Annotated in this window: 26 protein-coding genes and 1 pseudogene; 9 read left to right on the plus strand and 18 right to left on the minus strand. The window is 71.4% G+C overall.

Annotated features, from left to right (window positions below; genetic code table 11):
- Positions 1-310: 310 nt before the first annotated feature.
- The 5 genes and pseudogenes from ACGFZA_RS08070 to ACGFZA_RS08090 form a co-directional block, all read left to right on the plus strand.
- Positions 311-538, plus strand: a pseudogene (locus ACGFZA_RS08070) (carbohydrate ABC transporter permease); the annotation flags it as partial.
- Positions 535-1,374, plus strand: coding sequence for a carbohydrate ABC transporter permease (locus ACGFZA_RS08075; protein ID WP_385279143.1), 840 nt, complete (start codon positions 535-537; stop codon positions 1,372-1,374). The pseudogene ACGFZA_RS08070 and the gene ACGFZA_RS08075, both read left to right, overlap by 4 nt.
- Positions 1,374-2,666, plus strand: a complete 1,293-nt coding sequence (locus tag ACGFZA_RS08080; protein ID WP_393678144.1) for an ABC transporter substrate-binding protein — start codon at positions 1,374-1,376, stop codon at positions 2,664-2,666. The genes ACGFZA_RS08075 and ACGFZA_RS08080 overlap by 1 nt, the downstream gene beginning before the upstream one ends.
- 246 nt (positions 2,667-2,912) lie before the next feature.
- The gene (locus ACGFZA_RS08085; RefSeq protein ID WP_385279139.1) at positions 2,913-4,115 is read left to right on the plus strand and encodes a S8 family peptidase; all 1,203 of its coding nucleotides are present in this window, start codon (positions 2,913-2,915) and stop codon (positions 4,113-4,115) included.
- 265 nt (positions 4,116-4,380) lie between these two features.
- The gene (locus ACGFZA_RS08090; RefSeq protein ID WP_393678147.1) at positions 4,381-4,764 is read left to right on the plus strand and encodes a DUF4440 domain-containing protein; all 384 of its coding nucleotides are present in this window, start codon (positions 4,381-4,383) and stop codon (positions 4,762-4,764) included.
- A gap of 4 nt (positions 4,765-4,768) precedes the next feature.
- On the opposite strand, the gene ACGFZA_RS08095 is transcribed toward ACGFZA_RS08090, so the two are convergent.
- Both ACGFZA_RS08095 and ACGFZA_RS08100 read right to left on the minus strand, forming a co-directional pair.
- A complete protein-coding gene (locus ACGFZA_RS08095; RefSeq protein ID WP_393678149.1) occupies positions 4,769-5,614 on the minus strand; it encodes an ABC transporter ATP-binding protein in 846 nt (281 codons plus the stop codon).
- Positions 5,615-5,628: 14 nt separating this feature from the next.
- Complete coding sequence (locus ACGFZA_RS08100) at positions 5,629-6,498, minus strand: aldo/keto reductase (protein WP_393678151.1); 870 nt, start codon at positions 6,496-6,498, stop codon at positions 5,629-5,631.
- A gap of 97 nt (positions 6,499-6,595) precedes the next feature.
- On the opposite strand from ACGFZA_RS08100, the gene ACGFZA_RS08105 reads away from it, so the two are divergent.
- Together ACGFZA_RS08105 and ACGFZA_RS08110 are read left to right on the plus strand one after the other, a co-directional pair.
- The gene (locus ACGFZA_RS08105; RefSeq protein ID WP_393678153.1) at positions 6,596-7,180 is read left to right on the plus strand and encodes a TIGR03086 family metal-binding protein; all 585 of its coding nucleotides are present in this window, start codon (positions 6,596-6,598) and stop codon (positions 7,178-7,180) included.
- Positions 7,181-7,248: 68 nt separating this feature from the next.
- Positions 7,249-7,881, plus strand: a complete 633-nt coding sequence (locus ACGFZA_RS08110; RefSeq protein WP_393678155.1) for a DsbA family protein — start codon at positions 7,249-7,251, stop codon at positions 7,879-7,881.
- 62 nt (positions 7,882-7,943) lie between these two features.
- Here ACGFZA_RS08110 and ACGFZA_RS08115 read toward each other — a convergent pair whose 3' ends face one another.
- The 14 genes from ACGFZA_RS08115 to ACGFZA_RS08180 all read right to left on the minus strand — a co-directional run bounded on the left by ACGFZA_RS08115 (position 7,944) and on the right by ACGFZA_RS08180 (position 21,464).
- Entirely contained in the window at positions 7,944-8,702 is a 759-nt protein-coding gene (locus tag ACGFZA_RS08115; protein ID WP_385287149.1) for a sirohydrochlorin chelatase, read from the minus strand.
- Positions 8,703-8,710: 8 nt separating this feature from the next.
- Positions 8,711-9,634 (minus strand): ABC transporter permease, encoded by a 924-nt coding sequence (locus tag ACGFZA_RS08120; protein ID WP_385287147.1) that lies wholly within the window; start codon positions 9,632-9,634, stop codon positions 8,711-8,713.
- The gene (locus tag ACGFZA_RS08125; protein ID WP_393678158.1) at positions 9,621-10,409 is read right to left on the minus strand and encodes an ABC transporter ATP-binding protein; all 789 of its coding nucleotides are present in this window, start codon (positions 10,407-10,409) and stop codon (positions 9,621-9,623) included. Before ACGFZA_RS08125 ends, ACGFZA_RS08120 begins: the two co-directional genes overlap by 14 nt.
- 33 nt (positions 10,410-10,442) lie before the next feature.
- Positions 10,443-11,558 (minus strand): aliphatic sulfonate ABC transporter substrate-binding protein, encoded by a 1,116-nt coding sequence (locus tag ACGFZA_RS08130; RefSeq protein WP_393678160.1) that lies wholly within the window; start codon positions 11,556-11,558, stop codon positions 10,443-10,445.
- 243 nt (positions 11,559-11,801) lie between these two features.
- Positions 11,802-13,145 carry a sulfate adenylyltransferase subunit 1 gene (locus ACGFZA_RS08135; protein WP_385287142.1) on the minus strand — a complete coding sequence of 448 codons (1,344 nt, stop codon included), beginning with the start codon at positions 13,143-13,145 and terminating at the stop codon, positions 11,802-11,804.
- Position 13,146: 1 nt separating this feature from the next.
- Entirely contained in the window at positions 13,147-14,082 is a 936-nt protein-coding gene (gene cysD, locus ACGFZA_RS08140; RefSeq protein ID WP_393678163.1) for a sulfate adenylyltransferase subunit CysD, read from the minus strand.
- Positions 14,079-14,624, minus strand: a complete 546-nt coding sequence (gene cysC / locus ACGFZA_RS08145) for an adenylyl-sulfate kinase (protein WP_328897014.1) — start codon at positions 14,622-14,624, stop codon at positions 14,079-14,081. Before cysC ends, cysD begins: the two co-directional genes overlap by 4 nt.
- A 23-nt stretch (positions 14,625-14,647) precedes the next feature.
- Complete coding sequence (locus tag ACGFZA_RS08150; protein WP_393678166.1) at positions 14,648-15,364, minus strand: phosphoadenylyl-sulfate reductase; 717 nt, start codon at positions 15,362-15,364, stop codon at positions 14,648-14,650.
- The gene (locus tag ACGFZA_RS08155) at positions 15,361-15,540 is read right to left on the minus strand and encodes a hypothetical protein (RefSeq protein WP_326657033.1); all 180 of its coding nucleotides are present in this window, start codon (positions 15,538-15,540) and stop codon (positions 15,361-15,363) included. Before ACGFZA_RS08155 ends, ACGFZA_RS08150 begins: the two co-directional genes overlap by 4 nt.
- Entirely contained in the window at positions 15,537-17,234 is a 1,698-nt protein-coding gene (locus ACGFZA_RS08160) for a nitrite/sulfite reductase (RefSeq protein WP_385287136.1), read from the minus strand. Before ACGFZA_RS08160 ends, ACGFZA_RS08155 begins: the two co-directional genes overlap by 4 nt.
- A 114-nt stretch (positions 17,235-17,348) precedes the next feature.
- The gene (locus ACGFZA_RS08165) at positions 17,349-17,432 is read right to left on the minus strand and encodes a putative leader peptide (RefSeq protein ID WP_310739661.1); all 84 of its coding nucleotides are present in this window, start codon (positions 17,430-17,432) and stop codon (positions 17,349-17,351) included.
- A gap of 170 nt (positions 17,433-17,602) precedes the next feature.
- Complete coding sequence (locus ACGFZA_RS08170) at positions 17,603-18,211, minus strand: GNAT family N-acetyltransferase (protein ID WP_393678170.1); 609 nt, start codon at positions 18,209-18,211, stop codon at positions 17,603-17,605.
- 81 nt (positions 18,212-18,292) lie between these two features.
- The gene (locus tag ACGFZA_RS08175) at positions 18,293-19,573 is read right to left on the minus strand and encodes a GAF domain-containing protein (protein WP_393678172.1); all 1,281 of its coding nucleotides are present in this window, start codon (positions 19,571-19,573) and stop codon (positions 18,293-18,295) included.
- Positions 19,574-19,826: 253 nt separating this feature from the next.
- Complete coding sequence (locus ACGFZA_RS08180; protein WP_385287130.1) at positions 19,827-21,464, minus strand: acyl-CoA dehydrogenase family protein; 1,638 nt, start codon at positions 21,462-21,464, stop codon at positions 19,827-19,829.
- A gap of 74 nt (positions 21,465-21,538) precedes the next feature.
- Between ACGFZA_RS08180 and ACGFZA_RS08185 the strand changes: the two genes are divergently transcribed.
- Entirely contained in the window at positions 21,539-22,642 is a 1,104-nt protein-coding gene (locus tag ACGFZA_RS08185; protein WP_385287164.1) for a YihY/virulence factor BrkB family protein, read from the plus strand.
- A gap of 195 nt (positions 22,643-22,837) precedes the next feature.
- On the plus strand, positions 22,838-23,569 hold the full coding sequence (locus ACGFZA_RS08190; protein ID WP_393678175.1) for a DUF6597 domain-containing transcriptional factor: 732 nt from the start codon (positions 22,838-22,840) through the stop codon (positions 23,567-23,569).
- Here the strand turns inward: ACGFZA_RS08190 and ACGFZA_RS08195 are convergent.
- Positions 23,566-23,967 (minus strand): VOC family protein, encoded by a 402-nt coding sequence (locus ACGFZA_RS08195; protein ID WP_385287126.1) that lies wholly within the window; start codon positions 23,965-23,967, stop codon positions 23,566-23,568. The genes ACGFZA_RS08190 and ACGFZA_RS08195 overlap by 4 nt on opposite strands.
- Before the next feature lie 69 nt (positions 23,968-24,036).
- A complete protein-coding gene (locus tag ACGFZA_RS08200; protein WP_393678178.1) occupies positions 24,037-25,605 on the minus strand; it encodes a 3-hydroxyacyl-CoA dehydrogenase in 1,569 nt (522 codons plus the stop codon).
- Positions 25,606-25,642 lie beyond the last annotated feature (37 nt).

Consider the following 25,642-nt stretch of genomic DNA (forward strand, 5'->3'; position numbering starts at 1 on the left):
CCCCTACTACCCGTCGTGGCGCGCCGGGTATCCACCTGGACGAGTGAACCGTAAACCGTGCTCGGTGTACGAGGCATTCGTTGAACAAGTCGCCGGGGCCGGACCGCTCCAGTCGCCTCCAAGGGCGTTGCGGTCCGGCCCCGGTCTTTTCGTTTCCGTCTCCCACTGGGCAACTGGGAAACGAGTGGGAGATGATCTTGGTGAACTGACGGTCAACCCACCGTCAACCACGAGTCGACCCAGCGACGATAGCCCTGCCAGCAGCAGAGATCCCAAACAGAGTTCAAGGCCCTGGACCTGGCAATTGATCAGCTTGAACTTCATCTGGAACTTCAACTCCTTCGCCCTGGTCTACGTGCTGACCAACGGCGGACCCGGTGGCCGCACCCGGCTGCCGATGCTCTTCGCGTACGAAGAGGCTTTCCGGTACGGACAGTTCGGCTACGCCGCGGCGATGGGCTGCGTGATGGTCGCGGTGATCTCCGTGATCCTCGCCGTGTACCTCGCCGGACGGCTCAGGGGAGGCGAGGACCGATGAGTCTGCGCACCAGCAGGCCCGTACGCGCCGGACAGTACGCCGCGCTGCTCTGCTATCTGGTCTTCCTGGCCTTCCCGTTCCTGTGGCTGATCTCCACCGCCTTCAAGCCCGCACCCGAACTCGGCTCCCTGCACCCCACCTGGATCCCCGAGAACCCGACGCTGGACAACTTCCGGCAGGCCTTCGACGAGCAGCCGCTGCTGCGGGCCGCGGGCAACTCGCTGATCGCCGCGCTCTCCGCAGGCGTCATCGCCGTCGTCATCGCGACCCCGATGGCCTATGTGATGGCCCGCCACCGCTCCCGGCTCTCCAAGGCCGCCACCGGCTGGGTGGTGGTCAGCCAGGCTTTCCCGTTCGTCCTGCTGATCATTCCGCTCTTCCTGGTCCTGAAGCACCTGCATCTGATCAACAGCCTGTGGGGGCTGATCATGGTGTACGTCGTCTGGTCGCTGCCCTTCGCGCTCTGGATGCTGGTCGGCTACGTACGGGCCGTCCCGCCCGAACTGGAGGAGGCGGCGGCGGTCGACGGGGCCGGCAGGCTGCGGATACTGGTCTCGGTGACCGCCCCGCTGCTCGCCCCCGGGATCGTCGCCACCGCACTCTTCGCGTTCATCACCGCATGGAACGAGTTCTTCTTCGCACTCGTCCTGCTCAAGACACCGGAGAAGCAGACGCTGCCTGTCGTACTGACCCACTTCCTGGGAGCGGAGGGCGCGAGCGATCTGGGACCGCTCGCAGCCGCCGCGTTCCTCGCCACGCTTCCCTCCCTCGTCCTCTTCGCCGTCATCCAGCGGCGGATCACGGGCGGCATGCTGGCCGGGGCGGTGAAGAGCTGATGCGCGCACGCGTACGCGCGGCAGCCGCGGCGGCCGCCGCGCTCGCCCTGCTGCTCACCGGTTGCGGCGGGGGCGACGACGGCCCGGCCGACGGGAAGATCCGGATCCGCTTCCAGTCGCTGGCCTGGCAGAAGGAGTCCGTCGACATCAACAAGCGGCTGGTGAAGGAGTGGAACGCGAGCCATCCCGACATCGAGGTCCAGTACGTCCAGGGCAGCTGGGACAGCGTCCACGACCAGCTCCTCACCTCCTTCGAAGGGGGCGAAGCGCCGGACGTCATCCACGACGCCTCCGACGACCTCGCGGACTTCGCGTACGGCGGCTACCTGGCCGATCTGCGGACCCTGCTCCCTGACCGGCTGACCGCCGACATCCCCCCGCAGAGCTGGCAGACGGCCACCTTCGACGGCGGGGTCTACGGGGTGCCCTTCCTCCAGGAGCCACGGGTCCTGATCGCCAACACCAAGATCCTCAAGGACTCCGGGGTCCGCATCCCGACCCCGGAGAAGCCCTGGAGCTGGCCGGAGTTCCGCCGGGTCACCAAGGAGCTGACGGGCAAGGGCCGTTACGGGGTCGCCTGGCCGCTCAAGGAGCCGGTCTCCGTCACCCTCAACCTCGGCCTCTCGGCGGGCGGCGAACTGTTCCACCGCGGCGCCGACGGAAAGGTCACGCTCGCCATGGGGGAGGGCGACCAGGTCGTCCCCGGCACCATCCACGACCAGGTCGACACCGACCACAGTGCCGCCCGCACCGCCCTCGGCATGGGCGGCGGCGACACGCTGCCCGGCCTGTTCGGGGGGAAGTACGCCATGGTGCCGCTCGGCTTCTCCTACCGTCAGCAGGTCGTCGAACAGGCCCCGAAGGGCTTCGATTGGACCGTGCTGCCCGCCCCGGCCGGCAGCGAGGGCCTGGCCCAGGGGGTGAGCCCGCAGACGCTTTCCGTCGCCGAGGACAGCCCGCACAAGAAGGAGGCCGTCGCGTTCATCGACTTCCTGCTGCGGCCCGCCAACATGGTGCGTCTGGCGAAGGGCGACTGGATGCTGCCGACCGGTACGGCCGCCCTGGCGGATCCCTCGCTGCACACCGCCGAGCGTGGCTGGGCGACCGGCGCCGCCCTGGCGACCGCGCTGCGCTCCGCACCGGCCCAGTCCGTGCGCGGCTACCCCGAGTGGAAGGACAAGGTCGCCACGCCCGCGCTCCAGGAGTACTACAGCGGTGCGATCGACGCGGACGAGTTGAGGAAGCGTCTGGTGGAGGACGGCAACCGGGTCCTGGCCCGCTACCAGCGGTGACGCCGCCGGGACCGCGCCGGACGGCGAGGGCCCGGCGGCGGTATGCGGCCGGTAACGGGGAGTGATTGTGACGGACTTGGGTGCGGGCGGTCGACGTCCTGTGACGAAACGATGGTCCGGACGGCCGGGGCGCGGGGTAGGTCTTGATCTGCGCGCGTCAATCGGTAAGGGTTTCGAAGCAGCCCCCGGAGATCTTCCGGCCGAGGGCCAATCCCCCCACAAAGAATGACGAGGAGACCCCTCTTCATGGCAATTCACCAGCGCGCACGCCGGTTCAAGCTGACCGCCGCCATCACCGCAGTGGCCGCCGCGGCCGGAGTCACCCTGCTGTCCAGCCCCTTCGCCGGGGCCGCACCCGCCCCCGCGACGGGCAAGATCTACGGCGCCGACGCGGCGACCGCCGTCTCCGGCAGCTACATCGTGATGCTGGACCAGAAGGCCGACAAGGCGAAGCTCGCCAAGGAGTACGGCGGCAAGCTGAAGCGCAACTACAGCTCCGCCATCAACGGCTTCTCCGCCAGCGGCCTTTCGGAGACCGAGGCCAAGCGCCTCGCCGCCGACCCGGCCGTCTCCAAGGTCGTCCAGAACAAGAAGTTCCACATCGACGCCACCCAGGACAACCCCCCGTCCTGGGGGCTGGACCGCATCGACCAGGCGGAGACCGCCGGGGACAACGCGTACACCTATCCGGACAGCGCGGGCGAGGGCGTCACCGCGTACGTCATCGACACCGGGGTCCGCACCACGCACCAGGAGTTCGAGGGCCGGGCCAGCTCGGGCTTCGACGCCGTGGACAACGACGACAGCGCCGACGACGGCAACGGCCACGGCACCCATGTGGCCGGCACCATAGCCGGGGCGACGTACGGCGTCGCCAAGCAGGCCAAGATCGTCGCCGTCCGGGTCCTCGACGACTCCGGCTCGGGCACCACCGAGCAGGTCGTCGCCGGAATCGACTGGGTCACGGAGAACCACCAGGGCCCGTCCGTCGCCAACATGAGCCTCGGCGGCGGTGCGGACGAGGCGCTCGACGCGGCCGTCCAGAAGGCCATCGCCTCCGGCGTCACCTTCGCGGTGGCCGCGGGCAACGAGTCGAGCGACGCGGGCGAGGGCTCCCCGTCCCGAGTCCCGGAGGCCATCACGGTCGCTTCGTCGACGGTGGACGACGAGCAGTCCTCGTTCTCCAACTACGGCTCGGTCGTGGACATCTACGCCCCGGGCTCGGACATCACCTCGTCGTGGAACGACAGCGACGACGCGTCCAACACCATCTCGGGTACGTCCATGGCCACCCCGCACGTCGTCGGCGCCGCCGCCGTCTACCTGGCAGGGCACCCGGACGCCACCCCGGAGGAGGTCGCTACGGCGCTGACCGACGGGGCGACCCCGGACGCCATCAGCAACGCCACCGAAGGAACGGCGAACAAGCTGCTGAAGGTCGTCGAGTAGCACCGTCCGGCACGGGGGAGGCGGCCGCTGCCGCCTCCCCCGTGCCGGCCGCCCGTACGGGAGCACTGCCCCTGACCGGCGGTCACCGCGCCCTCCCCCACGGGGCGCGGCGGCCGCACGGCTCGGGAAGATCGTCCTATGGTGTGCCCATGATGATGTACGCGGTGTCGCTGCCCGGGACGAGCGGGAGCGGTCGGCCGAGGCCCGCCACGGCCGGGCTCCGCGAGCTGCCCACCGGATCCGCGCGAACGGCCGGAGGCGGCACATGAGCGAACCGCCCCCCGGCGTGGCCGCAGCGGTCGAGGGCGAACTCCGCCTCCTCGACCCGGTGGTCCGGGCCTCCACCGAACTCCTCGTCCAGGTCCTGCACCCCGACTTCCACGAGGTGGACACCACCGGCCGCCGCTGGGACCGCGCGATGGTCATCACCTCGCTGACCTCCGACGAGGCCCCGCGGCCCGGCCAGCTCACCGCCTCACGGATGCGCGGGGTCCAGCTCGCCGACGAGCTCGTCCACGTCACCTTCGACACCGAGGCCAAGGGGAAGCGCGCCCACCGCAGTTCGCTGTGGCGGCTCACCGAGGCCGGCTGGCTCCTCTACTACCACCAGGCCACCCCCTTCCTCGACGCGGCGGCCACCGGGGGATGAGGGATCAGCGACGGGCCGCCCGCTGGGCGCGCGCCGTCCACCGTCCGTCCGTGCGGGTGATCCGTACCGGGTGGCCGAAGCAGTCACTGACCTGATCGGTGGTCAGCACCTGGTCGGCCGGCCCTCGGGCCATGCACCGCCCGCCGCGCAGCAGCAGCGCATGCGTGGTCGAGGCCGGCAGCTCCTCCAGATGGTGGGTGACCAGCACCGTGGCCAGCTCCGGATTCTCCTCGCGCAACGTGTCCAGGCTCTCCAGCAACTGCTCCCGGGCCGCGAGATCCAGCCCGGTCGCCGGCTCGTCCAGCAGCAGCAGCCGGGGCTGCGGCATCAGCGCCCGGGCGATGAGCGTGCGACCGCGCTCACCCTGCGAGAGCGCCGGCCAGCGTGACTGCGTCTTGGCGCCCATGCCCAGCATCTTCAGCAGCCGCCCGGCCCGCTCCCGCTGCTCGGCCCCCGGTGACCAGCGCGGCAGCGGCTCGACCGAGTTGGTCAGGCCGGTCAGCACCACCTGGCTCACCGTCAGTGGGGAACGCAGCGGGTGACGCGGATCGACGTGCCCCAGCAGGGTCCGCAGCTCCCGCAGATCGACTCGCCCCAGCGTGCGTCCCAGCACCTCGACCGAGCCCCGGGTGGGGTGGTTGACCGCACCGAGCAGCCCGAGCAGGGTGCTCTTTCCCGCACCGTTGGCACCGAGCAGGGCCCAGTGCTCCCCGCTCCGCACGGTCAGCGAGACCGAGTCGAGCAGGACGTTCCCGTCCCGTACGAGAGAGACCCGGTCGGCCCGGATCACCGGCGCCGGGGCGGTCGGGGCGGGACGGACGGCTGCGGCTGCGGCTTCGGTCGTGGTCACGTGCGGGTACTCCTTCATGCGGATGCGAGCGCCTCCAGGCGGCTCATGTCCTCGGGCGTCAGCCGGATCTCCCGCGCCCCCAGGTTCTCCGAAAGGTGGACGGGCGAACCGGTGCCCGGTGTCGGGCACAGCACGGGGGAGCGGTGCAGCAGCCAGGCGAGGGCGATCTGCCCGCGGGTGGCACCCTGGCCCTCCGCGATGCCGTCGAGCGCGGCGGCCGTCTCGCCGGTCAGCGCTCCGTTGGCCAGCGGGAACCAGGGGAGGAACGCCAGGCCATGGGCTTCGCACACCTTCAGCACCGCGTCCGACGCGCGGTCGAGGAGGTTGAAGCGGTTCTGCACCGAGGCGATCCCGGTCAGGGAGAGCGCCTGCTCCAGCTGGTCGGCTGTGAGGGTGTCCAGACCGATGAACCGGATCTTACCCTCCTGCCGCAGCGCGTCCAGAGCGCCCAGCTGATCGGCCATCGGTACCTGCGGATCCAGCCGGTGCAGCTGGTACAGGTCGATCCGGTCGGTCCGCAGCCTGCGCAGACTGGCCTCGCACATCGCGCGCAGCTCCTCGGGCCGCCCCGCGATGTGCCAGGCGCTGTCGCCGGTGCGGACGACACCGCCCTTGGTAGCGATCACGAGGTCGTCGCGGTACGGGTGCAGCGCTTCCGCCACCAGTTCCTCGGCCACCCCCGGGCCGTAGTTGTCGGCGGTGTCGATCAGGGTGACCCCCTGCTCCACCGCCGACCGGAGTACCGCCAGTGCGTCCCGGCGGTCCCCGCGCGGGCCCCAGTATCCGGGGCCGGTCAGCTGGGCGGTGCCGTAGCCGAGACGGCGCACGGGCAGTTCGCCGCCGAGGAGGAACGAGCCGGTGGGAGAGGTGAGCGATGCGGACATGAAGGAACCGTAGTCCGGCGGTCCGCCGCCGCCCCCGGCGGGCTCCTGTCGCGTTTCTTCAAGACCGGGAGCGGGGGCCGTCCCTAGAGTGCCGGGCATGAAGACCGAGCACACCCATATGACCGAATGCGCCGCCGAAGCCGCCCGCGTGGCCCGCGGCATCCGCCCCGGACAGCTCGACGGCCCCGTCACGCCCTGCGCCGGCTGGGACGTCCGCGCGCTCCTGAACCACTGGGTGCTCTACACCTCGCACGGGATGGAGCACCGAGCCCTGCGCACGGAGATCCCCGAGGAGCTCACCAAACGGGACTTCACGGCGGACGCCGACTGGGCCGAGCAGTACGCCGCCCAGCTGGACCGCGCGGTTGCCGCCTGGTCGGACCCCGCCGCCTGGGAGGGAGAGATCGGCACCGGTGAGTCGGCCACCCCGGCCGCGGACACCGCCGCGATGCTCATCGAGGAGACGGCCCTGCACGGCTGGGACGTGGCCCGGGCCACCGGCCAGGAGTTCCGGCTCTCCGACGAGGCGGCCGCGCATGTCCTGGGGATCGTCGAGCGGACCGCCGCGCTCTACCGCCAGTACGAGGGCTTCGCCGACGAGATCACCGTCGGGGCGGGGGCCGGCGACTTCACCCGGGCCGTGGCCCTGAGCGGCCGTGATCCGCAGTGGACCGCCGTGTAGAAGTGGCCCAGGTGCGCGGGTGCCGAATGGCCCGTGGGAGTGAGCCACCGGCTGGCTAGGCTCACTCCATGACCACTCACCACAGCCCGGACGAGGGCAGGACCGTCGTCGACTTCTACTTCGACCCGGCCTGCCCCTTCGCCTGGATCACCTCCCGCTGGATGCTGGAGGTGGAGCAGCAGCGCGACATCGAGCTCCGCTTCCACGCGATGAGCCTCTACCTGCACAACACCGGCAACGAACTGCCCGACTGGTACCGCGCGCTGGTCGACAAGTCGATCGGTCCGGTACGCGTCGCCGCCGCGGCTGCCGAACTGCGGGGCGAGGGCGTGCTGCGCGAGCTGTACACGGCTTACGGAACGCGCATCCACCAGCAACGGTGCGAGGACTTCGACGAGGTGATCGCCGAGTCCCTCGCCGAGCTCGGTCTCCCCGCCGAACTGGCCGCGGCCGCGCACGACCCCGCCTACGACGAGGCGGTGCGGCGCAGCCACGACGCGGGCAAGGACCCGGAGGCGGACGGATACGTGGGCACGCCCACCCTCCACGTCGACGGGACCGTGTGGTTCGGACCCGTCCTGCGGGCGGTGCCACGCGGTGAGGAGGCGGCACGGCTGTTCGACAGTTTCCGGGTGCTCGCGGGCCACGAGGACTTCTTCGAGCTCAAGCGGACCCGCACGGGCAGCCTGGACGTGGGCTGAGCGGGAGCCGCCACGGAGGTGCGGGCGGCGCGCCGGGGCCTCGGTCCGGGACAGCCGGCGGGCTATGCGCTGACCCGGGCGGGCCCGGCGCTGCGGACAAGGGCCTCGTCGTACCGGCCGAGCAGCAGCCGCGCCAGCTCCGGCGACGGGCCCAGCACACCGGCCAGCACATCCGCCCCGGCCTCGGCGGCCCCCGCCGCGATGCGGTCCGGGAGGCGGCCGGGCGCGATCACGTACGGGGCGACCGCCACCCGGCGCACACCGTCGGCCCGCAGGGCCCGTACCGCGTCCTCGGTACGGGGATGGGATGCGGAGGCGAACGCAGGCCGCACGGAACACCAACCGGTGTGCCGCAGCTCCCGCGCGATTTCAGCGATCACTGCGATCGCCTCCGGGTCTGTGGAGCCCGCCGATGCCAGGACGAGCCCGGTCGAGCTTCGGTCACCGGGGCGGACCCCGGCTTCGTGCAGCCGCCGTTCGAGAGCGGAGTTCAGCAGCGGCGAAGGGCCGAGCACCTCGGCCTGCCGCACCCGCAGCCGCGGCAGCCGGGCGCGTGCCTCCCGCAGGACCGCCGGGATGTCGGACTTGGCGTGGAAGGCGCGGGTGAGCAGCAGCGGAAGCGCCACCACCTCACCCGCACCCTGCGCGTCCAGCCGTTCCAGGACCCGCGGCACCGACGGTGCGTTGAAGTCCAGGAACCCGGTCTCCACCCGCAGCCCGGGCCGCAGCGCCCGCACCCGCGCGGTGAGCGCGTGCACGGTCGCCGCGTGCCGCGGATCGCGGCTGCCGTGGGCGATGACGAGGAGGACCGGAGATGTCATGACGTCGCTCAGTTCTTGACGAGGAGCCCGCGGCTGCGCAGCACCCACCGCTCCAGCGGACTGAAGATGAGCAGGTCGATCGCGATGCCGACGAACAGGATCAGGAGAATCGCGAGGAAGATCCCCGGCATGTCCGCGTTGTTGCGGCCGTTCTCCAGCAACTGCCCCAGCCCCAGGCCCAGGTCCGGCGACGAGGCGATGATCTCGGCAGCCATCAGCGAGCGCCAGGAGAAGGCCCAGCCCTGCTTCAGACCGGCCAGATAGCCCGGCAGGGCAGCCGGCATGACGATGAACCACGTGCCCCGCAGCCCGGTCGCGCCCAGGGTCCGGCCCGCCCGGAGGAAGAGCGGCGGTACCTGGTCGACACCGGACACCAGGCCGTTGGCGATCGAAGGCACCGCACCGAGCAGGATGACCGCGAACATCATCGAGTCGTTCAGGCCGAGCCAGATGACGGCCGGAGCCACCCAGGCCACGGACGGCAGGGACTGCAGTCCGGACAGGATCGGGCCGATCGCGGCACGGACGAACTTCACCCGGGCCACCAGCAGCCCGAGCGGGGTACCGATGGCGACCGAGAGCAGGAAGCCGAGCAGACCGCGCGAGACGCTGGTCCACACCACCTCCAGCAGGGTCCCCTGCCGCCACATGTCGCCGACGCTGTCCCAGACCGCGCCGGGCGAGGGCAGCTTGTAGTCCTCGGTCACCTCGGCCCAGACGAGCAGCTGCCAGACGACGACGACCAGCGCCACCGCCAGCAGCGGCGGCAGGACCTTGCGGACCAGCACCTCGCGCACCGGGGTCCGGTGCACCTGCACGGCGTCCAGCGCGTCCAGGCCGGCCTCCAGACCGGCCAGGTCGTCCTGCTTCACCGCGTCGGGCCCGACCCCGCCGGACCCCGGTGCGTCCGACTTGATATCAGTGCTGGCCATGACGGCGGATCTCCCCACGCAGTTGTTCGGTGATCTCGACGGACAGTTCCGCCACCGCGGTGTCCTCGATACGGCGCGGCTGCTCGATGTCGACCGTCCACTCACGGGCGATCCGGCCGGGGCGGGACGAGAGCAGCACGACGCGCTCGGCGAGCCGTACCGCCTCGCGCACGTTGTGCGTGACGAAGAGGACCGAGACGTTCGTCTCGCGCCAGATCCGGGTCAGCTCGTCGTGCAGCACGTCCCGGGTGATGGCGTCGAGCGCGGCGAACGGCTCGTCCATGAGCAGCAGTTGACTGTCCTGGGCGAGCGCGCGGGCCATCGCCACCCGCTGCCGCATCCCGCCCGAGAGTTCATGCACCCGCTTGCCGTACGCCCCGCCCAGGCGCACCAGCTCCAGCAGCCGCTCCGCCTCCGTGCGGCGTTCCGACTTCGCCACGCCGCGCAGCCGCAGAGCCAGTTCGATGTTCTTGCCCGCGGTCAGCCACGGGAACAGGGCGTGCTCCTGGAACATCAGGGCCGGCCGCCCGCCGGGGGTCTCGATGGAGCCCCCGGTCGGGCGGTCGAGTCCGGCCACCAGGTTGAGCAGCGTCGATTTTCCGCACCCGGAGGCTCCCAGGAGGGTGACGAACTCGCCCGGGGCGACATCGAGCGTGATGTCGTCCAGGACCAGCTGCGCTCCCGTGGGTCCGGCGAAGGACTTCGAGACGTGTGCGATGCGGGCGGCGTGCCCGACCGCTACACGGTCCTCGGCCTTGGTGAGGGTGTTCGCCATGGTCGTCACCTCCTGGGGTCTTCGAGCGGCTGGTTACTTGACGCCGAGACCGGCGTCGGCGACCTCGGGCTTGCCCGCGGCCTTGAGGACCTTGTTCAGGGGCTTCAGGTCGTAGATGCCCTTGAGATCGGTCTCGTCCAGCAGGCCGGCCTTCACCGCGTGCGCGGCCTGCGCGTCGAGCGTGGCGGCCAGCGGGTCGTCGGTGATCTGGATCGACTTCCAGGCCGGGTCGATGACCTCGGCCGGCAGGTCCTTGCCGGTGAGCTTCTTCAGCGCGGCGTTGGCGGAGGCCTTCGCCTTGTCCGGGTTGGCGTTGATCCACGCGTTCGTCTTCACCGAGCCGCGCAGCACCGCCTCGACGACGTCCGGGTGCTCCTTGAGGAACTTCTGCGACACGATGATGTTCGTGATCACGAACTTGTCGTCGGGCCACAGCGTCGACTCGTTCAGCAGCTCCTTGGCGCCGTCGGCGACCAGCTTGGAGGCGGTCGGCTCGGGGACCCAGGCGCCGTCGATGGAACCGGACTTGTAGGCGTCCGGCGTCACCTTGTTGTCGGTGCGGACGACGGAGACGTCACCCTTGCCGCTCTGGGCGTCGACCTTCCAGCCCTTCTCGGAGATCCAGTTGAGGAAGGCCACGTCCTGGGTGTTGCCGAGCTGCGGGGTGGCGATCTTCTTGCCCTTGAGGTCGTCCAGGGTCTTGATCTTCTTCGGGTTGACGACCAGCTTCACGCCGCCGGAGGCGGAACCACCGATGATCCGCAGGTTCTGGCCCTTGGACTTGCTGTAGCCGTTGATGGACGGCGAGGGGCCGATGAAGCCGATGTCGATCGAGTCGGCGTTCAGCGCCTCGATCTCGGAGGGACCCGCGTTGAAGGTCGAGGTCTTGAGCTGGGTGCCGCCGAGCTCCTTCTGGAACAGGCCTTCCTGGTCGCCCACGAGCGCGGTGGCGTGCGTGAGGTTGGGGAAGTACCCGATCCGCACGGTGTCGGCGGAGAGCTTCTTTCCGTCGGCGGCGACGTTCGCCTTCGCGGCGTCGTCGTCCTTCGCGTCGGAGCCGTAGCCGCAGGCGGTGAGCGCCACGGCGAGCAGGGGCAGGGCGGCGGCAGCGGCAATGCTGCGGCGCAGCGTGGTACGGGGGGCAGGCACGGGAGGGTGTCCTCTCGGAGGCCCGGTGCTCACGTCCCTCGGAACTCCGGGGACGCGGCCGGGAAGTCGGCAGGTCTTCGTCTGAACTGGCGGTACAGGCGGTGCGGTTGGTGCTGCCGGGCGCGCAGGCAGTGCGCGTACGTCACCGCGCACATCGCGCAACCCCGCCCTGGCCGCTGCCGAGGGCGCCGCTGCCGACACGGCCGCCCTCCTTCGCGAAGGTCGAGAAGATGTCCTGGCTCATCAGAAGTCCCACTCCGCGTCGTCGTCCGACGGGGCCGGCGCCGGGGCCACGGCGGCGAAGGAGGCGCCCGCCATGCCGGCCGAGAGGGTGGTGCCGTCGGCCGGGTCGATCAGCAGGAAGGAACCGGTACGGCGCGAGTCGGCGTACGCGTCGAGTGCGAGGGGTTCGGCGGTGCGGACGACCACACGGCCGATGTCGTTGGCGACGAGCTGTCCGGGGGCCGGGTGCTGGGAGAGGTCGTCGAGGGTCAGCCGCGAGGGGATGTCCTTGACGATCGCCTTGACGGTGCGGGTGGTGTGCTTGATCAGCACCCGCTGGCCCACGGCGAGCGGCTGGTCGGCGACGTGGCAGACGGTCGCCTCGACGTCCTGGGTGACGGCGGGGGAGTCGTTCGCCGGGGCGATCAGGTCGCCGCGCGAGACGTCGATGTCGTCGGTCAGGCGCAGGGTGACCGACTGGGGGGCCCAGGCGATGTCCACGCTGTCGCCGAGCAGATCGATTCCGGCGATCGTCGACGTACGGCCGGAGGGCAGCACGGTGACGGGTTCGCCGACCCGGAACACGCCGGCGGCGATCTGGCCGGCGTAGCCCCGGTAGTCGGGGAGCTCGGCGGTCTGCGGCCGGATCACGTACTGGACGGGGAAACGGGCGTGGCAGGCGGTGAGGTCGTGGCTGACCGGGACCGTCTCCAGGTGTTCCAGGACGGTCGGGCCGCCGTACCAGTCCATGTTCGCGGAGGGTTCCACGACGTTGTCGCCGGCCAGCGCGGAGATCGGGATGGCGGTGATCTCCGGGACGCCGAGGGAGGCCGCGTAGGCGGTGAACTCCTCGGCGATGGCGGCGAACACCGGCTCCGCGTACGCGACCAGGTCCATCTTGTTCACGGCCAGCACCACGTGCGGGACGCGCAGCAGGGCGGCGACGGCGGCGTGCCGGCGGGTCTGCTCGACGACGCCGTTGCGGGCGTCGACCAGGACGACGGCCAGCTCGGCCGTGGAGGCGCCCGTCACCATGTTGCGGGTGTACTGCACATGGCCCGGCGTGTCGGCGAGGATGAACCGGCGGCGGGTGGTGGCGAAGTAGCGGTAGGCGACATCGATCGTGATGCCCTGCTCCCGCTCGGCCCGCAGCCCGTCGGTCAGCAGCGCCAGGTCGGGCGCCTCCTGTCCACGCTTGCGGGACGCGTCCTCGACCGCCTCCAGCTGGTCGGTGAGGACCGACTTGGAGTCGTGCAGCAGACGCCCGACGAGGGTGGACTTCCCGTCGTCCACGGACCCCGCGGTGGCGAAACGCAGCAGGGTGGTGGTCGACAACTGGTCGGCCAACTGGGTGGGTGTGGTCATTTTAGAAGTACCCCTCGCGCTTACGGTCTTCCATCGCGGCCTCGGACATCTTGTCGTCGGCGCGGGTCGCGCCCCGCTCGGTGAGCCGGGAGGCGGCGATCTCGGTGATCACGGCGTCCAGCGTGGTGGCGTCGGAGTCGACGGCACCGGTGCAGGACATGTCGCCGACCGTGCGGTAGCGCACCTGACGCGTCTCGGTCTTCTCGTGCTCCTTGGGGCCGCCCCACTCGCCCGCGGTCAGCCACATGCCGGAACGGTTGAAGACCTCGCGCTCATGGGCGAAGTAGATCTGGGGGAGCTCTATGCCCTCGCGCTCGATGTACTGCCACACGTCGAGCTCGGTCCAGTTGGAGATCGGGAAGACCCGGACGTGCTCACCAGCGGCGTGCCGGCCGTTGTACAGCTGCCACAGCTCGGGGCGCTGACGGCGCGGGTCCCACTGGGAGAACTCGTCGCGGAGCGAGAAGACCCGCTCCTTGGCGCGCGCCTTCTCCTCGTCGCGGCGGCCGCCGCCGAACACGGCGTCGAAGCGGTGCTGCTGGATCGCCTCGGTCAGCGGCACGGTCTGCAGCGGGTTGCGGGTGCCGTCGGGGCGCTCGCGGAGCTTCCCGGCGTCGATGTACTCCTGGACGGACGCCACGTGCAGGCGCAGTCCGTGCTCGGCGACCGTGCGGTCGCGGTACTCCAGGACCTCGGGGAAGTTGTGCCCCGTGTCCACGTGCAGCAGCGTGAACGGCACCGGCGCGGGCGCGAACGCCTTGAGCGCCAGATGCAGCATCAGGATGGAGTCCTTGCCGCCGGAGAACAGGATCACCGGCCGCTCGAACTCTCCCGCCACCTCGCGGAAGATGTGCACCGCCTCGGACTCCAGGGAGTCCAGGTGGCTGAGTGCGTACGGATTGTCGGTGCCTTCCGACACAGTCGCGACGGTCGTCACGCTGCACCCCTCTCGCTCAGCAGCGCGTACAGCTCCGCCGCGGACTCCTGCACGGTCTGCCGGTGCGACTCGATCCGCAGATCGGGCGACTCGGGCGCCTCGTAGGGGTCGTCCACCCCGGTCAGCCCGCTGATCTCGCCCGCCGCCTGCTTGGCGTACAGCCCCTTCACGTCGCGTACCGAGCACACCTCGACCGGAGTGGCGACGTGCACCTCCAGATACGCGGTGCCCTCGGCCTGGTGCCGCTTGCGGACCGCGTCACGGCTGTCCGCGTACGGGGCGATGACCGGGACCAGCACCTTCACGCCGTTGGCCGCCAGCAGTTCGGCGACGAAGCCGATCCGCTGGACGTTGGTGTGGCGGTCCTCGCGGGTGAAGCCGAGGCCCGCGGAGAGGAACTCACGGATCTCGTCGCCGTCGAGCACCTCCACCCGGTGGCCCTCGCCGCGCAGCCGCCCGGCGAGTTCGTACGCGATGGTGGTCTTGCCCGCGCTCGGCAGACCGGTCAGCCAGACGGTGGCTCCCGTCTCCGTCACGCTCATCGAAGTCTCCTGATCAGTCGTCATCAGTCGTGCAGCCCGCATTCGGTCTTGCCGCGCCCGGCCCAGCGTCCGGCCCGTGCGTCCTCGCCCTCCAGCACCCGGCGGGTGCAGGGGGCGCAGCCCACGGAGGCGTAACCGTCCATCAGCAGCGGGTTGGTGAGCACGCCGTGTTCGGCGACGTACGCGTCGACGTCGTCCTGGGTCCAGCGGGCGATCGGCGAGACCTTGACCTTCTGCCGCTTCTCGTCCCAGCCGACCACCGGGGTGTTCGCCCGGGTGGGGGACTCGTCGCGGCGCAGCCCGGTGGCCCAGGCCGTGTACGAGGTCAGTCCCTCCTGGAGGGGCGTGACCTTGCGCAGCTTGCAGCACAGGTCCGGGTCGCGGTCGTGCAGCTTCGGCCCGTACTCGGCGTCCTGCTCGGCCACGGTCTGCCGCGGGGTCAGCGTGATGACGTTGACGTCCATCACCGCCTCCACCGCGTCACGGGTGCCGATCGTCTCGGGGAAGTGGTAGCCCGTGTCGAGGAAGACCACGTCCACCCCGGGCAGGGCCCGGGAGGCGAGGTGCGCGACGACCGCGTCCTCCATCGACGACGTGACGCAGAACCGCTTGCCGAAGGTGCGGGTGGCCCACTGGAGGATCTCCAGCGCCGAGGCGTCCTCCAGCTCACGGCCCGCGCGCTCGGCCAGGTCCCTGAGCTCGGACGCGGAGAGCTTCTCGGTCTGCAGAGTGTCCGTCATATCCCGTCCCCTTCACCGTTGTTGCGCTCCAGCCCCCGGGCCAGCAGGCCCAGGAACTTCAGCTGGAACGCCCGGTTGCAGGAGGCGCATTCCCAGGCCCCGTGCCCTGCCTCGTGCGGGCGCAGGTCCTCGTCGCCGCAGTACGGGCAGTGGAACGGCGCGGCGCGTTCGCTCATGACAGCGACTCCGCACTGGCCCGGGCCGCCCAGGTCGCGAAGCGCTCGTCGTCCTCGCGCTCCTTCTGGAAGTTCCCGAGCACCCGCTCGACGTAGTCGGGCAGTTCGGCCGAAGTGACCTTCAGGCCGCGGACCTTGCGGCCGAAGCCGGCCTCCAGGCCGAGTGCGCCGCCGAGGTGCACCTGGTAGCCCTCCACCTGGTTGCCCTCGCCGTCCAGCATGAGCTGGCCCTTGAGGCCGATGTCCGCGGTCTGGATGCGGGCGCAGGCATTGGGGCAGCCGTTGATGTTGATGGTGAGCGGCTCGTCGAACTCCGGCAGACGGCGCTCCAGTTCGTCGATGAGCGAGGCGCCGCGCGCCTTGGTCTCGACGATCGCCAGCTTGCAGTACTCGATGCCGGTGCAGGCCATCGTGCCGCGGCGGAAGGGCGACGGCTTCACCTGGAAGCCGAGCTCCTCGAGGCCGGCCACCAGGGAGTCGACCTGCTCCGGCTCCACGTCGAGGATCAGCATCTTCTGCTCGACGGTGGTGCGCAGCCGGTCGGATCCGTGCGCGGCGGCCAGATCGGCGATCTTCGTCAGCGTGGGGCCGTCCACCCGGCCGACCCGGGGGGCGAATCCGACGTAGAGGCGGCCGTCCTGCTGCTCGTGGACACCCACGTGGTCGCGCCAGCGGCTGCTGGGCTGCTCGGGAGCGGGGCCGTCGAGCAGGGGCCGCTTGAGGTATTCGTCCTCCAGCACCTGACGGAACTTGACGGGGCCCCAGTCGGCCATCAGGAACTTCAGCCGGGCGCGGGTGCGCAGCCGCCGGTAGCCGTAGTCCCGGAAGATCCCGACCACACCGGCCCAGACGTCGGAGACCTCGTTCAACGGCACCCAGGCGCCCAGGCGTTCGGCGAGCCGCGGGTTGGTCGAGAGGCCGCCACCGACCCAGAGGTCGAAGCCGGGGCCGTGTTCGGGGTGGACGACGCCGACGAAGGCGATGTCGTTGATCTCGTGGACCACGTCCTGCACGGGCGAGCCGGAGATCGCGGTCTTGAACTTGCGCGGCAGGTTCGAGAACTCCTTGCTGCCGATGTAGCGGTCGTGGATCTCGTCGACCGCCGGGGTCCCGTCGATGATCTCGTCGGCGGCGATCCCCGCCACCGGGGAGCCGATGATCACTCGGGGGCAGTCGCCGCAGGCCTCCGTCGTGGACAGGCCGACGGCCTCCAGCTTCTCCCAGATGGCCGGGACGTCCTCGATGCGGATCCAGTGCAGCTGGATGTTCTGCCGGTCGGTGACGTCGGCGGTGCCCCGCGCGTACTTCTCGGAGACCTCACCGATCGCCCGCAGCTGCGCCGCGGTCAGCCGGCCGCCGTCGATCCGGACCCGGAGCATGAAGTAGCGGTCGTCCAGCTCCTCAGGCTCAAGCACGGCGGTCTTGCCGCCGTCGATGCCGGGCTTGCGCTGGGTGTACAGCCCCCACCAGCGCATGCGTCCGCGAAGGTCGTTGGGGTCGATCGAGTCGAACCCGCGCTTGGAGTAGATCGTCTCAATGCGTGTCCGCACGTTGAGACTGTCGTCGTCCTTCTTGAACTGCTCATTGCCGTTGAGCGGGGTGTAGTGCCCCAGGGCCCACTGGCCTTCGCCGCGGTGGCGTCCGGCCTTGCGGCGGGGCGTGGCGGGCGCGGGCTGTTCCGGGGTAGCGGCCATGACAGTACGTCCTTCGGGACTGCAGGAGGGCGGCTCTGAACTGCACACTCGCGTCTGGGCGCGGCGGTGCGCAGGATAGGCAGAGGAAAAGGGATCGCGGCGGTGCTGGGACTCTCAGCTCGCCGGACAGATGGCGCTGGACATGCGGCCGAGGTCGACGTGGCGTCGACTCACCAAGGCAATTCCAGTTCCAGGCATGACGGAAGCGTGTCACGCGGGTCTCTGGGCAGTCCACCACTATCCATGATGTGGACGAGACTGTCCCGACAGTTGAGACGATGTGGCGCCCGTCACGTCGCTGACGGGCGTCAGGTGGCCGGAAAACCGGACAACCACGTGCATTTCTTACGAGGGATGACCGCAGGTGCCTACGGGAGCAGTGTCCGGCCGGATTCCGGCCACGGGCCGGGGGTGGCCGCCTCGGGCTCCAGCTCCGTCCTGGTGTCGAACAGCCGGAAGCCGCGGCGCCGGTAGTTACCCATGGCGTGCGGCCCGTCCTTGGAACAGGTGTGCACCCACACCCGCTTCGTCGCGGGCCGCTCCGGCCACCGCTCCGCCAGGTCCCAGGCGCGCGCGGCCCCGTAGGAGAGCAGATGCCCGCCGATCCGGCGTCCCCGGAAGGCCGGGAGGAGACCGAAGTACATGATCTCGACGACGCCGTCGTCCTGCGGGTCCAGCTCCACGTATCCGGCCGGCGTCCCGTCGACGTACGCCACCCAGGTCTCCGCGCCCGGCCGCCCCAGCACTTCCTCCCACTGCGCGTACGTCATCGACAGCCGGTCCGTCCACTGGATGTCGCCGCCGACCGCGGTGTAGAGGAAGCGGCTGAACTCCGGCAGCGGCACCTCGGACCGGACGATCCGTACGTCCGCCTCCGGCACGGCCGAGGGCAGCAGGTCGTCGGGGGAGGTCTGCTCCAGGGACCAGATGGTCACCTCGGCGAGGGCGGGGCCGGATGGACGCTCGGGGTTGCTCATGCCTGCCAGAGAACCATGCTCCGCGGCCCCGGCCAAAGCCGGGACCACCGAGCGGACGCCCGGGACCTGCGAGAACACCGCTCAGGAGGCGCGCCGCGCCGCCACCACGACCGGGGCCTTCGACCGCGGCAGCAGATCGCCCGGGTGCTCCGGACGGATCACCTCCACCTCGACCCCCTCGCCGAAGCGGTACGGGCGGTGCGCCAGCACCTCCGCGAGATGGCGCCGCAGCCGCGAGATCTCGGCCCGGACCGTCACCGTCCTGGTCGGGTCGCCGAAGAGGTCCTCCGCCAGCTCGGACGCCGTACGCCCCTCAGGGTGCAGGGCCAGCGCGTACAGCAGCTCGGCGTGGCGCGGGGAGAGCCGCTGCGTCCACGTGCCCACCGGGCTGACGACATTCACCGCGAGACCGCGCGGCAGGCTCAGGTCCAGCACGACCCGGCGCGGCGGGCTGTCCATCGCCCCGTCCGCCACCTGCACCAGCCAGCCGCCCGGCAGCGGCTCCACCCGGCACATCCCGAGCGAGGGCAGCCACACCCGGCCCGGCTGCACCGACTTCGGCAGCGGCAGCCGGTCCACCGGAGGCATCCCGGTGACCGCGGCCAGCCAGCCGTTGCCGTCCACCGCCAGGGCCCGGCCGCCCAGCCGGCACAGCATCGGCGCCGCCACCGAGCGCAGCCGGTCGATCGACTGCAGGTGCCGGTTCCTTATCTCGCTCTCGGCCAGCCGGGCCACCGAACCGACCAGGGCGAGCGTCGTCGGATGGAAGGTGGCCGCCGGACCGCTGATGTCGACGATCCCCATCAGCCGGCCGTCGCGCGGATCGCGCACCGGTGCCGCCGCGCACGTCCACCCGTGCAGACTCCGGACGAAGTGCTCCGCGGAGTGGACCTGCACCGGCGCGCGCGAGGCGAGCGCGGTACCGATCGCGTTGGTGCCGGTGATCTCCTCCGACCAGGCGGCGCCCTCGGCCAGGCAGATGTCGTCGGCCCGGCGCAGGATCCCCGTGTTGCCCTGGCGCCACAGCACCCGGCCCTCCACATCGGTGACCACCATGATCTGCTGCGAGGCGTCCGCGATGCTCACGAGACCGTCGCTGAGCAGTGGCATCACCTCGCCCAGCGTGGAACTCCGGCGCCGGTGCTCGACCTCGTCCAGCTCCAGCAGGACGCTGTGGGTGCTCTGCTCCGGATCGATCCCGCTGCGCAGCACCCGGTCCCACGAGGCCCCGATCTCGGCGCGCGGCGCGGCGGGCATCCGGTCGCCCGCCATCCTCGCCTCACGGGCCCGGTGGACCAGGCGGTTGGCCCGGCCGGACTCCTGGGCGGCGAGCCGCATCACGTCGACAGGGCTTGTCTCCATGCCGGTCTCCCCCTCTTGCCTGTGCCGGACCCGGTCAAGGGGCCACCGGCCCCATCCTGCCGGTGTGGGGGCCCCGATACCGCAACTACGCACAATGGTTGCAACCCTCTGCAACTCTGGCGACAGCCCCCTGACCGTACAAGAGTGACGGAACACCGAACGGCAGGGTTTCGGCCTCGAAGTCCGGTGTGTACAGCATGGGGGGTGGTGCCGTGTCGGCGCAGCACCACCCCCTGTTGCTGCCCCGCGGCGGTCAACGCTCCACGGGGCGGGCCCGTTCCACGACCGACGCCAGGTCCAGGGTGTGCGGCAGCGTTCCGAACGCCGAGCCCCAGTCCCCGCCCAGGCGTGACGCGCAGAAGGCGTCGGCCACCTCCGGCGGCGCCCAGCGCACCAGCAGCGAACCCTCCAGCACCAGCGCCATCCGCTCCACGAGCCGGCGGGCCCGCGCCTCGATCCCCTGCAGATCGGCCAGCTCGGTCAGCAGGTCCTTGATCGCCCGGTCCAGCCGATGGTCGGCGCCCCGCGCCGATCCGACCTCCTGGAGGAACGCGTTCAGCGCCAGCGGCTCGCGCTGCAGGGCGCGCAGCACATCCAGCGCCTGTACGTTCCCCGAGCCCTCCCAGATCGAGTTCAGCGGAGCCTCGCGCAGCAGCCGGGGCATCCCCGACTCCTCCACGTAGCCGTTGCCGCCGAGGCACTCCAGCGCCTCGGCCACCAGCGGGGCGCACCGCTTCGTCACCCAGTACTTCGCCGTGGGCACCGCGATCCGCAGAAACGCCGACTCGCTCTCCGTCCCGGCGTCGTACGCGGCAGCGAGCCGCATCGCCAGCACCGTCGACGCCTCGGACTCCAGCGCCAGATCGGCCAGCACGTTGCGCATCAGCGGCTTGTCGACCAGCACCCCGCCGAAGGCGCTGCGGTACGTGGCGTGGTGGACGGCCTGCGCCACCGCCTGCCGCATCAGTGCCGCCGAACCGGTCACACAGTCCAGCCGGGTCGCCGCCACCATGTCGATGATCGTGCGCACACCGCGCCCCTCCTCACCGATCCGGCGCACCCACGTGCCGTCGAACTCGACCTCGGCCGAGGCGTTGGACCGGTTGCCCAGCTTGTCCTTGAGCCGCTGGATCGCGAACGTGTTGCGGGTGCCGTCCGGCAGTACCCGGGGCAGCAGGAAGCACGTCAGCCCGCCGGGGGCCTGTGCCAGCACCAGGAACCCGTCGGACATCGGCGCCGAGCAGAACCACTTGTGCCCGGTGAGCAGATACTCGCCCTCGCCGGACAGGGGCTCGGCACGCGTCGTGTTGGACCGCACGTCCGTGCCGCCCTGCTTCTCCGTCATGCCCATTCCCAGGAGAGCCCCGGCCTTCTGCGAGGCCGGCCGCAGCTCCTCCTCGTACACGTGCGAGGTCAGCAGCGGCTCCCACTCCGCCGCCACGGCCGGATCGGTCCGCAGCGCGGGCACCGCCGCGTGTGTCATGGAGAGCGGACAGCCGTGGCCCGCCTCGGCCTGCGTCCACACGAGGAAGCCGGCGGCCCGGCGCACATGCCCGCCCGGCCGGTCCCAGGCATCGGTCAGACCGGCGGTGACCGCATGGCCGAGCAGGCGGTGCCAGGCCGGGTGGAAGTCCACCTCGTCGATGCGGTGCCCGTAGCGGTCATGGGTCCGCAGCCTCGGCGGGTTCTCGTTGGCCTGCGTTCCCCACTCCGCGGCCTGGGCGGACCCGGCGGACCGGCCGAGCTCGGTCAGCCCGGCGCGCGCCTCGTCGAGCCCGGCCGCCGGGAGGTGCCGCTCCACGGCTTCGGTGAGCACCCGGTCCGCGCCGAAGACGTCGTAGCCGAGGAGGGGAGGGGACTGGTTGGACACTGTGTGGGTGGTGGCTGCCATGCCGCTACGGTATGGACGTGCAGGCAGCAAATGAAACACCCGAGCGGCCACCGGGCCGGCTCCACCGGGCCAGAGTGCTCTACCGCAACGTGTCCAAGCGTCAACTGGCCTGGCAGTTGCTCAAGGACACCGTCAATTCGTGCATGGAGTACCGCATCCTGGGACTCGCCGCCGAGGCGGCGTTCTTCACCCTGCTGTCCCTGCCTCCGCTGCTCCTCGGACTGATCGGTCTGCTCGGCTACGTCGACGAGTGGACGAGTACCACCACGGTCGCCTCCATCGAGCGCAACATCCTCAGCGCCGCGCATACGGTGCTCTCCGAGCGCGGCGTCAACGACTTCGCCAAACCACTGCTGGCGGACGTCACCACCGGGGCCCGGCCCGACGTCATCTCGATCGGCTTCGCGATCGCGCTCTGGTCCGGTTCACGCGCGGTCAACGTCTTCATCGAGACCATCACGGTCATGTACGGGCTCGACGGCCAGCGCGGCATCGTCAAGACCCGGATGCTGGCCTTCCTGCTGTACGTGGTGGCGCTGCTGCTGGGCGCGGTCGTGCTGCCGCTGCTGGTGGTCGGCCCCGACCGGGTCGTGGAGTTCATCCCCTGGGGCACCGAGCTCATAAGCGTCCTGTACTGGCCGCTGGTGATATTGCTGTCCATCGCCTTCCTGACCACGCTCTACCACGTGTCCGTCCCCGTCCGCTCACCGTGGATCGAGGACATGCCGGGCGCCCTGATGGCGCTGGCGATGTGGGTGCTCGGCAGCTTCCTGCTGCGGATCTACCTCACGAGTACGGTCGAGGGGCCCACGATCTACGGATCGCTGGCCGCCCCGATCGCGGTACTGCTGTGGATCGGCATCTCCGCGTTCGCGGTGCTGGTGGGCGCCGCGGTCAACGCGGCCATCGACCGGGTCTGGCCGTCGGTGGCGACGGCGGCGGCGCGCGCCGCCAACGACCGGGTGCGCGCGGCGCAGGCGGCCGAGTTCGTGGCCCGTACCCAGGCGGAGAGCTGGGACGGCGGCCCGGACGACGACATGGACGACGGGGACAGCCCCTACATGCCGTCCGAGTTCCCGGAGCGGTGGTCCCGGTTCCTGCCGCCCGACGACGTGAAGTCACGGCTCCAGCCGAGCCGCGAGAAGGAAACGGACAGACCGCAGCCGCACGGCGAGTGAGGGCGTCCGTCGGACGAGGGGCGCTCCGCCGGGCGGGCGCATGACCGCCGCCCGCGACCGGGCCCGCACCCGGGGCGTGCCGGTCGCCGTCTCCGTCTCGCCGCTGTCGGCGGTGAACTCCCACGGTGCCGCCGCCGCGGCTGCCCGCGGGATGCCGGTTCCGCCCGTTCTCCGTCGGTCGACGAGACTGGTGCCATGGGCGACAGGTACGAAGAGCGCGCGTCGCGGCTCGACGGTGCGAAGGTCTGGACCCTGACCGTGCCGCAGGGATCGGTCCATCCGGTACTGCCCGACGGCTGCATGGACCTGCTCTGGATCGACGGCCGGCTGCTCGTCGCGGGCCCGGACACCCGTGCGGAAGCCCCGTCCGGCTCGGGCGGCGGCAGTTACGCGGGTATCCGCTTCGCCCCCGGTACGGCGCCCGCCCTGCTGGGCGTACCGGCCCACGAGCTGCGGGACCGCCGCGTCGCTCTGGCCGACCTGTGGCCGGCGGCCCTGGTCGGGGAACTCACCGAGCGGGTCGCCGGGGCCGCCGACCCGGCCGCCGCGCTGGAGGACATCGCCGTGCACCGGGCAGCGGACACGGGGCCCCCGGACGCGGCCATGCGGTCCGTCGCCGCACAGCTGGACAGTGGCCGCACCGTCGCGCAGACGGCACAGAGCGTCGGCCTCGGCGCCCGTCAGCTGCACCGCCGCTCGCTGTACGCCTTCGGATACGGCCCCAAGACGCTCGCCCGGGTCCTGCGGCTGCAGCGGGCGCTGGCGCTGGTACGGGCGGGGACGCCGTACGCCGAGGCCGCGCTGCTGGCGGGCTGTGCCGACCAGGCCCACCTCGCGCGGGAGATGCGCGACCTGGCGGGCACCACCCTGACCGGATACTTCGGGGACCGGGGCCCGTCCGCCCCCGATCCGCCGGGCACTCGCTAAGAGGTCCCGCCGGCCGCGGCGAACAGCGACACCGCGCAGCCGTCCGGATCGAGGACCACCGCGTACCGCTGTCCCCACACCGCGTCCCACGGCTTCAGATGCCCCCGGTATCCGGCACCGGTCAGCTCGGCGTAGACGGAGTCGACCTCTGCCGGGCCGTCGCAGAGGAAGGCGAGTCCGAGCCGCTCCCCGCCGCTGGTCCCGGCCCACTCCGGATCGAAGGACCGGACGACGTCCTCGGTGTCCCACAGCAGGCGCTGCCCGCCCGGGAGCGTCACTTCGACATGGGGCGCGGATTCCGCGCCGGCGGGGATGTCGAGGCCGAGCCGTCGGTAGAAGGCGAGTGAGGCGGCCAGATCCGCGGTGGTGAGGGAGATCGCGTCGAGTCGTGGAGTCATGATCCGACCGTAGGCCGGGAACAGGCCCACGGTCTTGAAGGAATCGGTCGTGTCACCCGGCCCCGCGGCTCACACCGTGCTGTCCTCGTCACCGGCCAGGCAGTCCGCCGGCGACGTGCCCGCGTCGGTCAGCGCCAGACCGAGGGCGGCGCGCTCGGTGACCCAGCGGGTCGGGCGGTGGCGCGGGTCTCCCGTCGTGGCGTGCAGGGCGCGGTGCAGCTCCAGCATCCGGGCCGCGCCGATCCGGTCGCCCCAGGCCAGCGGACCCACGGGGTAGCCGAGGCCGGCCGTCACCGCCAGATCGATGTCGGCCGGCGCCGCCAGGGCACGTTCCGCGATCGACGCCGAGACCGACACGATCGACGCGAGCAGCCGCTGCGCGACCGAACCCGCCGTGTCCCGCACCACCGACACCGCGAACGGCTCTTCGCCGTCCGAGGCCCGTGCCAGCACCGCGCGGGCGTCCCGCGCCGCCGTCGGCTCCGCGGCCGGGGTCACGGCCAGCACCCGGCGGCGCCCGGCCGCGGGCAGCGGGTCGACGCCGAACGTGCGGCCGGCGGGCAGTCCGTGCCCGGCCACCGCCGAGGCGACCGTGGTGCCCCAGACCGGCACCAGCACCAGCGCCCCGGCCGACGGCCGCGGACCGGACCCGACCGTGGCCCCCGCCTCCGTCAGCGCCGCCCGGAGCGCGGTGGCGTCCGCTTCGCCGGCCGGGGAAGCGGCGACGACGTGCACCGGCCGGTCCGGGTCGCCGGTGACCGGCGCCTCCGGCGCGGGCGCGGCAGCCTCGGGGCCGTACGGGAACCAGCCGCGTCCCGTCTTGCGCCCGTGCAGGCCGGCCGCCACGCGGTTCGGGGTCAGATACGACGGGCGGAGCCGGTCCTCATGACGGAAGCCCGCCCAGATGGAGTCGATGACGGCGGCGGTGACATCGAGTCCGGTGAGGTCCATCAGCTCGAACGGGCCCATCCGCAGGCCCAGGACGTCCCGTGCGATGCGGTCGATGCCCGCCGGGTCGGTGACCGTCTCCTCCAGCAGGGCGAGCGCCTCTGTCGCCAGTCCGCGTCCGGCGTGGTTGACGAGGAATCCGGGCGTGTCGGCGACCGTGACCGCGCGGTGCCCGCAGCTCTCCACGAGCGCGGTCAGCAGCGGCGGGATCTCCGCGCGCGTGGCGGCGCCGGGTACCACCTCCACGATCCGCATCAGCGGCACGGGGTTGAAGAAGTGCAGTCCGGCCAGCCGTGCCGGGTCCTTCAGCTCCGCGGCGATCCGGGTCACCGACAGCGAGGAGGTATTGGTCGCGAGCACGGCCGAGGCGGGCAGGGCCCGCTCCAGCCTGCCGAAGACCTCCGTCTTGGTGGCCAGGTCCTCCCGCACGGCCTCGATGGCCAGCTCGACGTCCGGTCCCTCGGCCCACGGGTCGTCCAGCGGGATCAGCCGGTCCACGGCGGCGGCCGCGTCCTCGGCGGACATCCGGCCCTTGCTCACGGCCCGCTCCAGCATGGAACGTACGAAAGCGGCCGCCTCCGTCACCGCCTCCGTCCGCACATCGCCCAGCTCGACGGTGTGTCCGGCCGTGGCCGCCCACTGGGCGATGCCGCGGCCCATGGCTCCGGCGCCGACGATCCTGATACGCATGGGGGTCATGGTCCTCTCGATGGGGCGGGTGGGGGCA

This window comes from Streptomyces sp. NPDC048211, assembly GCF_043202315.1.
Classification (GTDB): domain Bacteria; phylum Actinomycetota; class Actinomycetes; order Streptomycetales; family Streptomycetaceae; genus Streptomyces.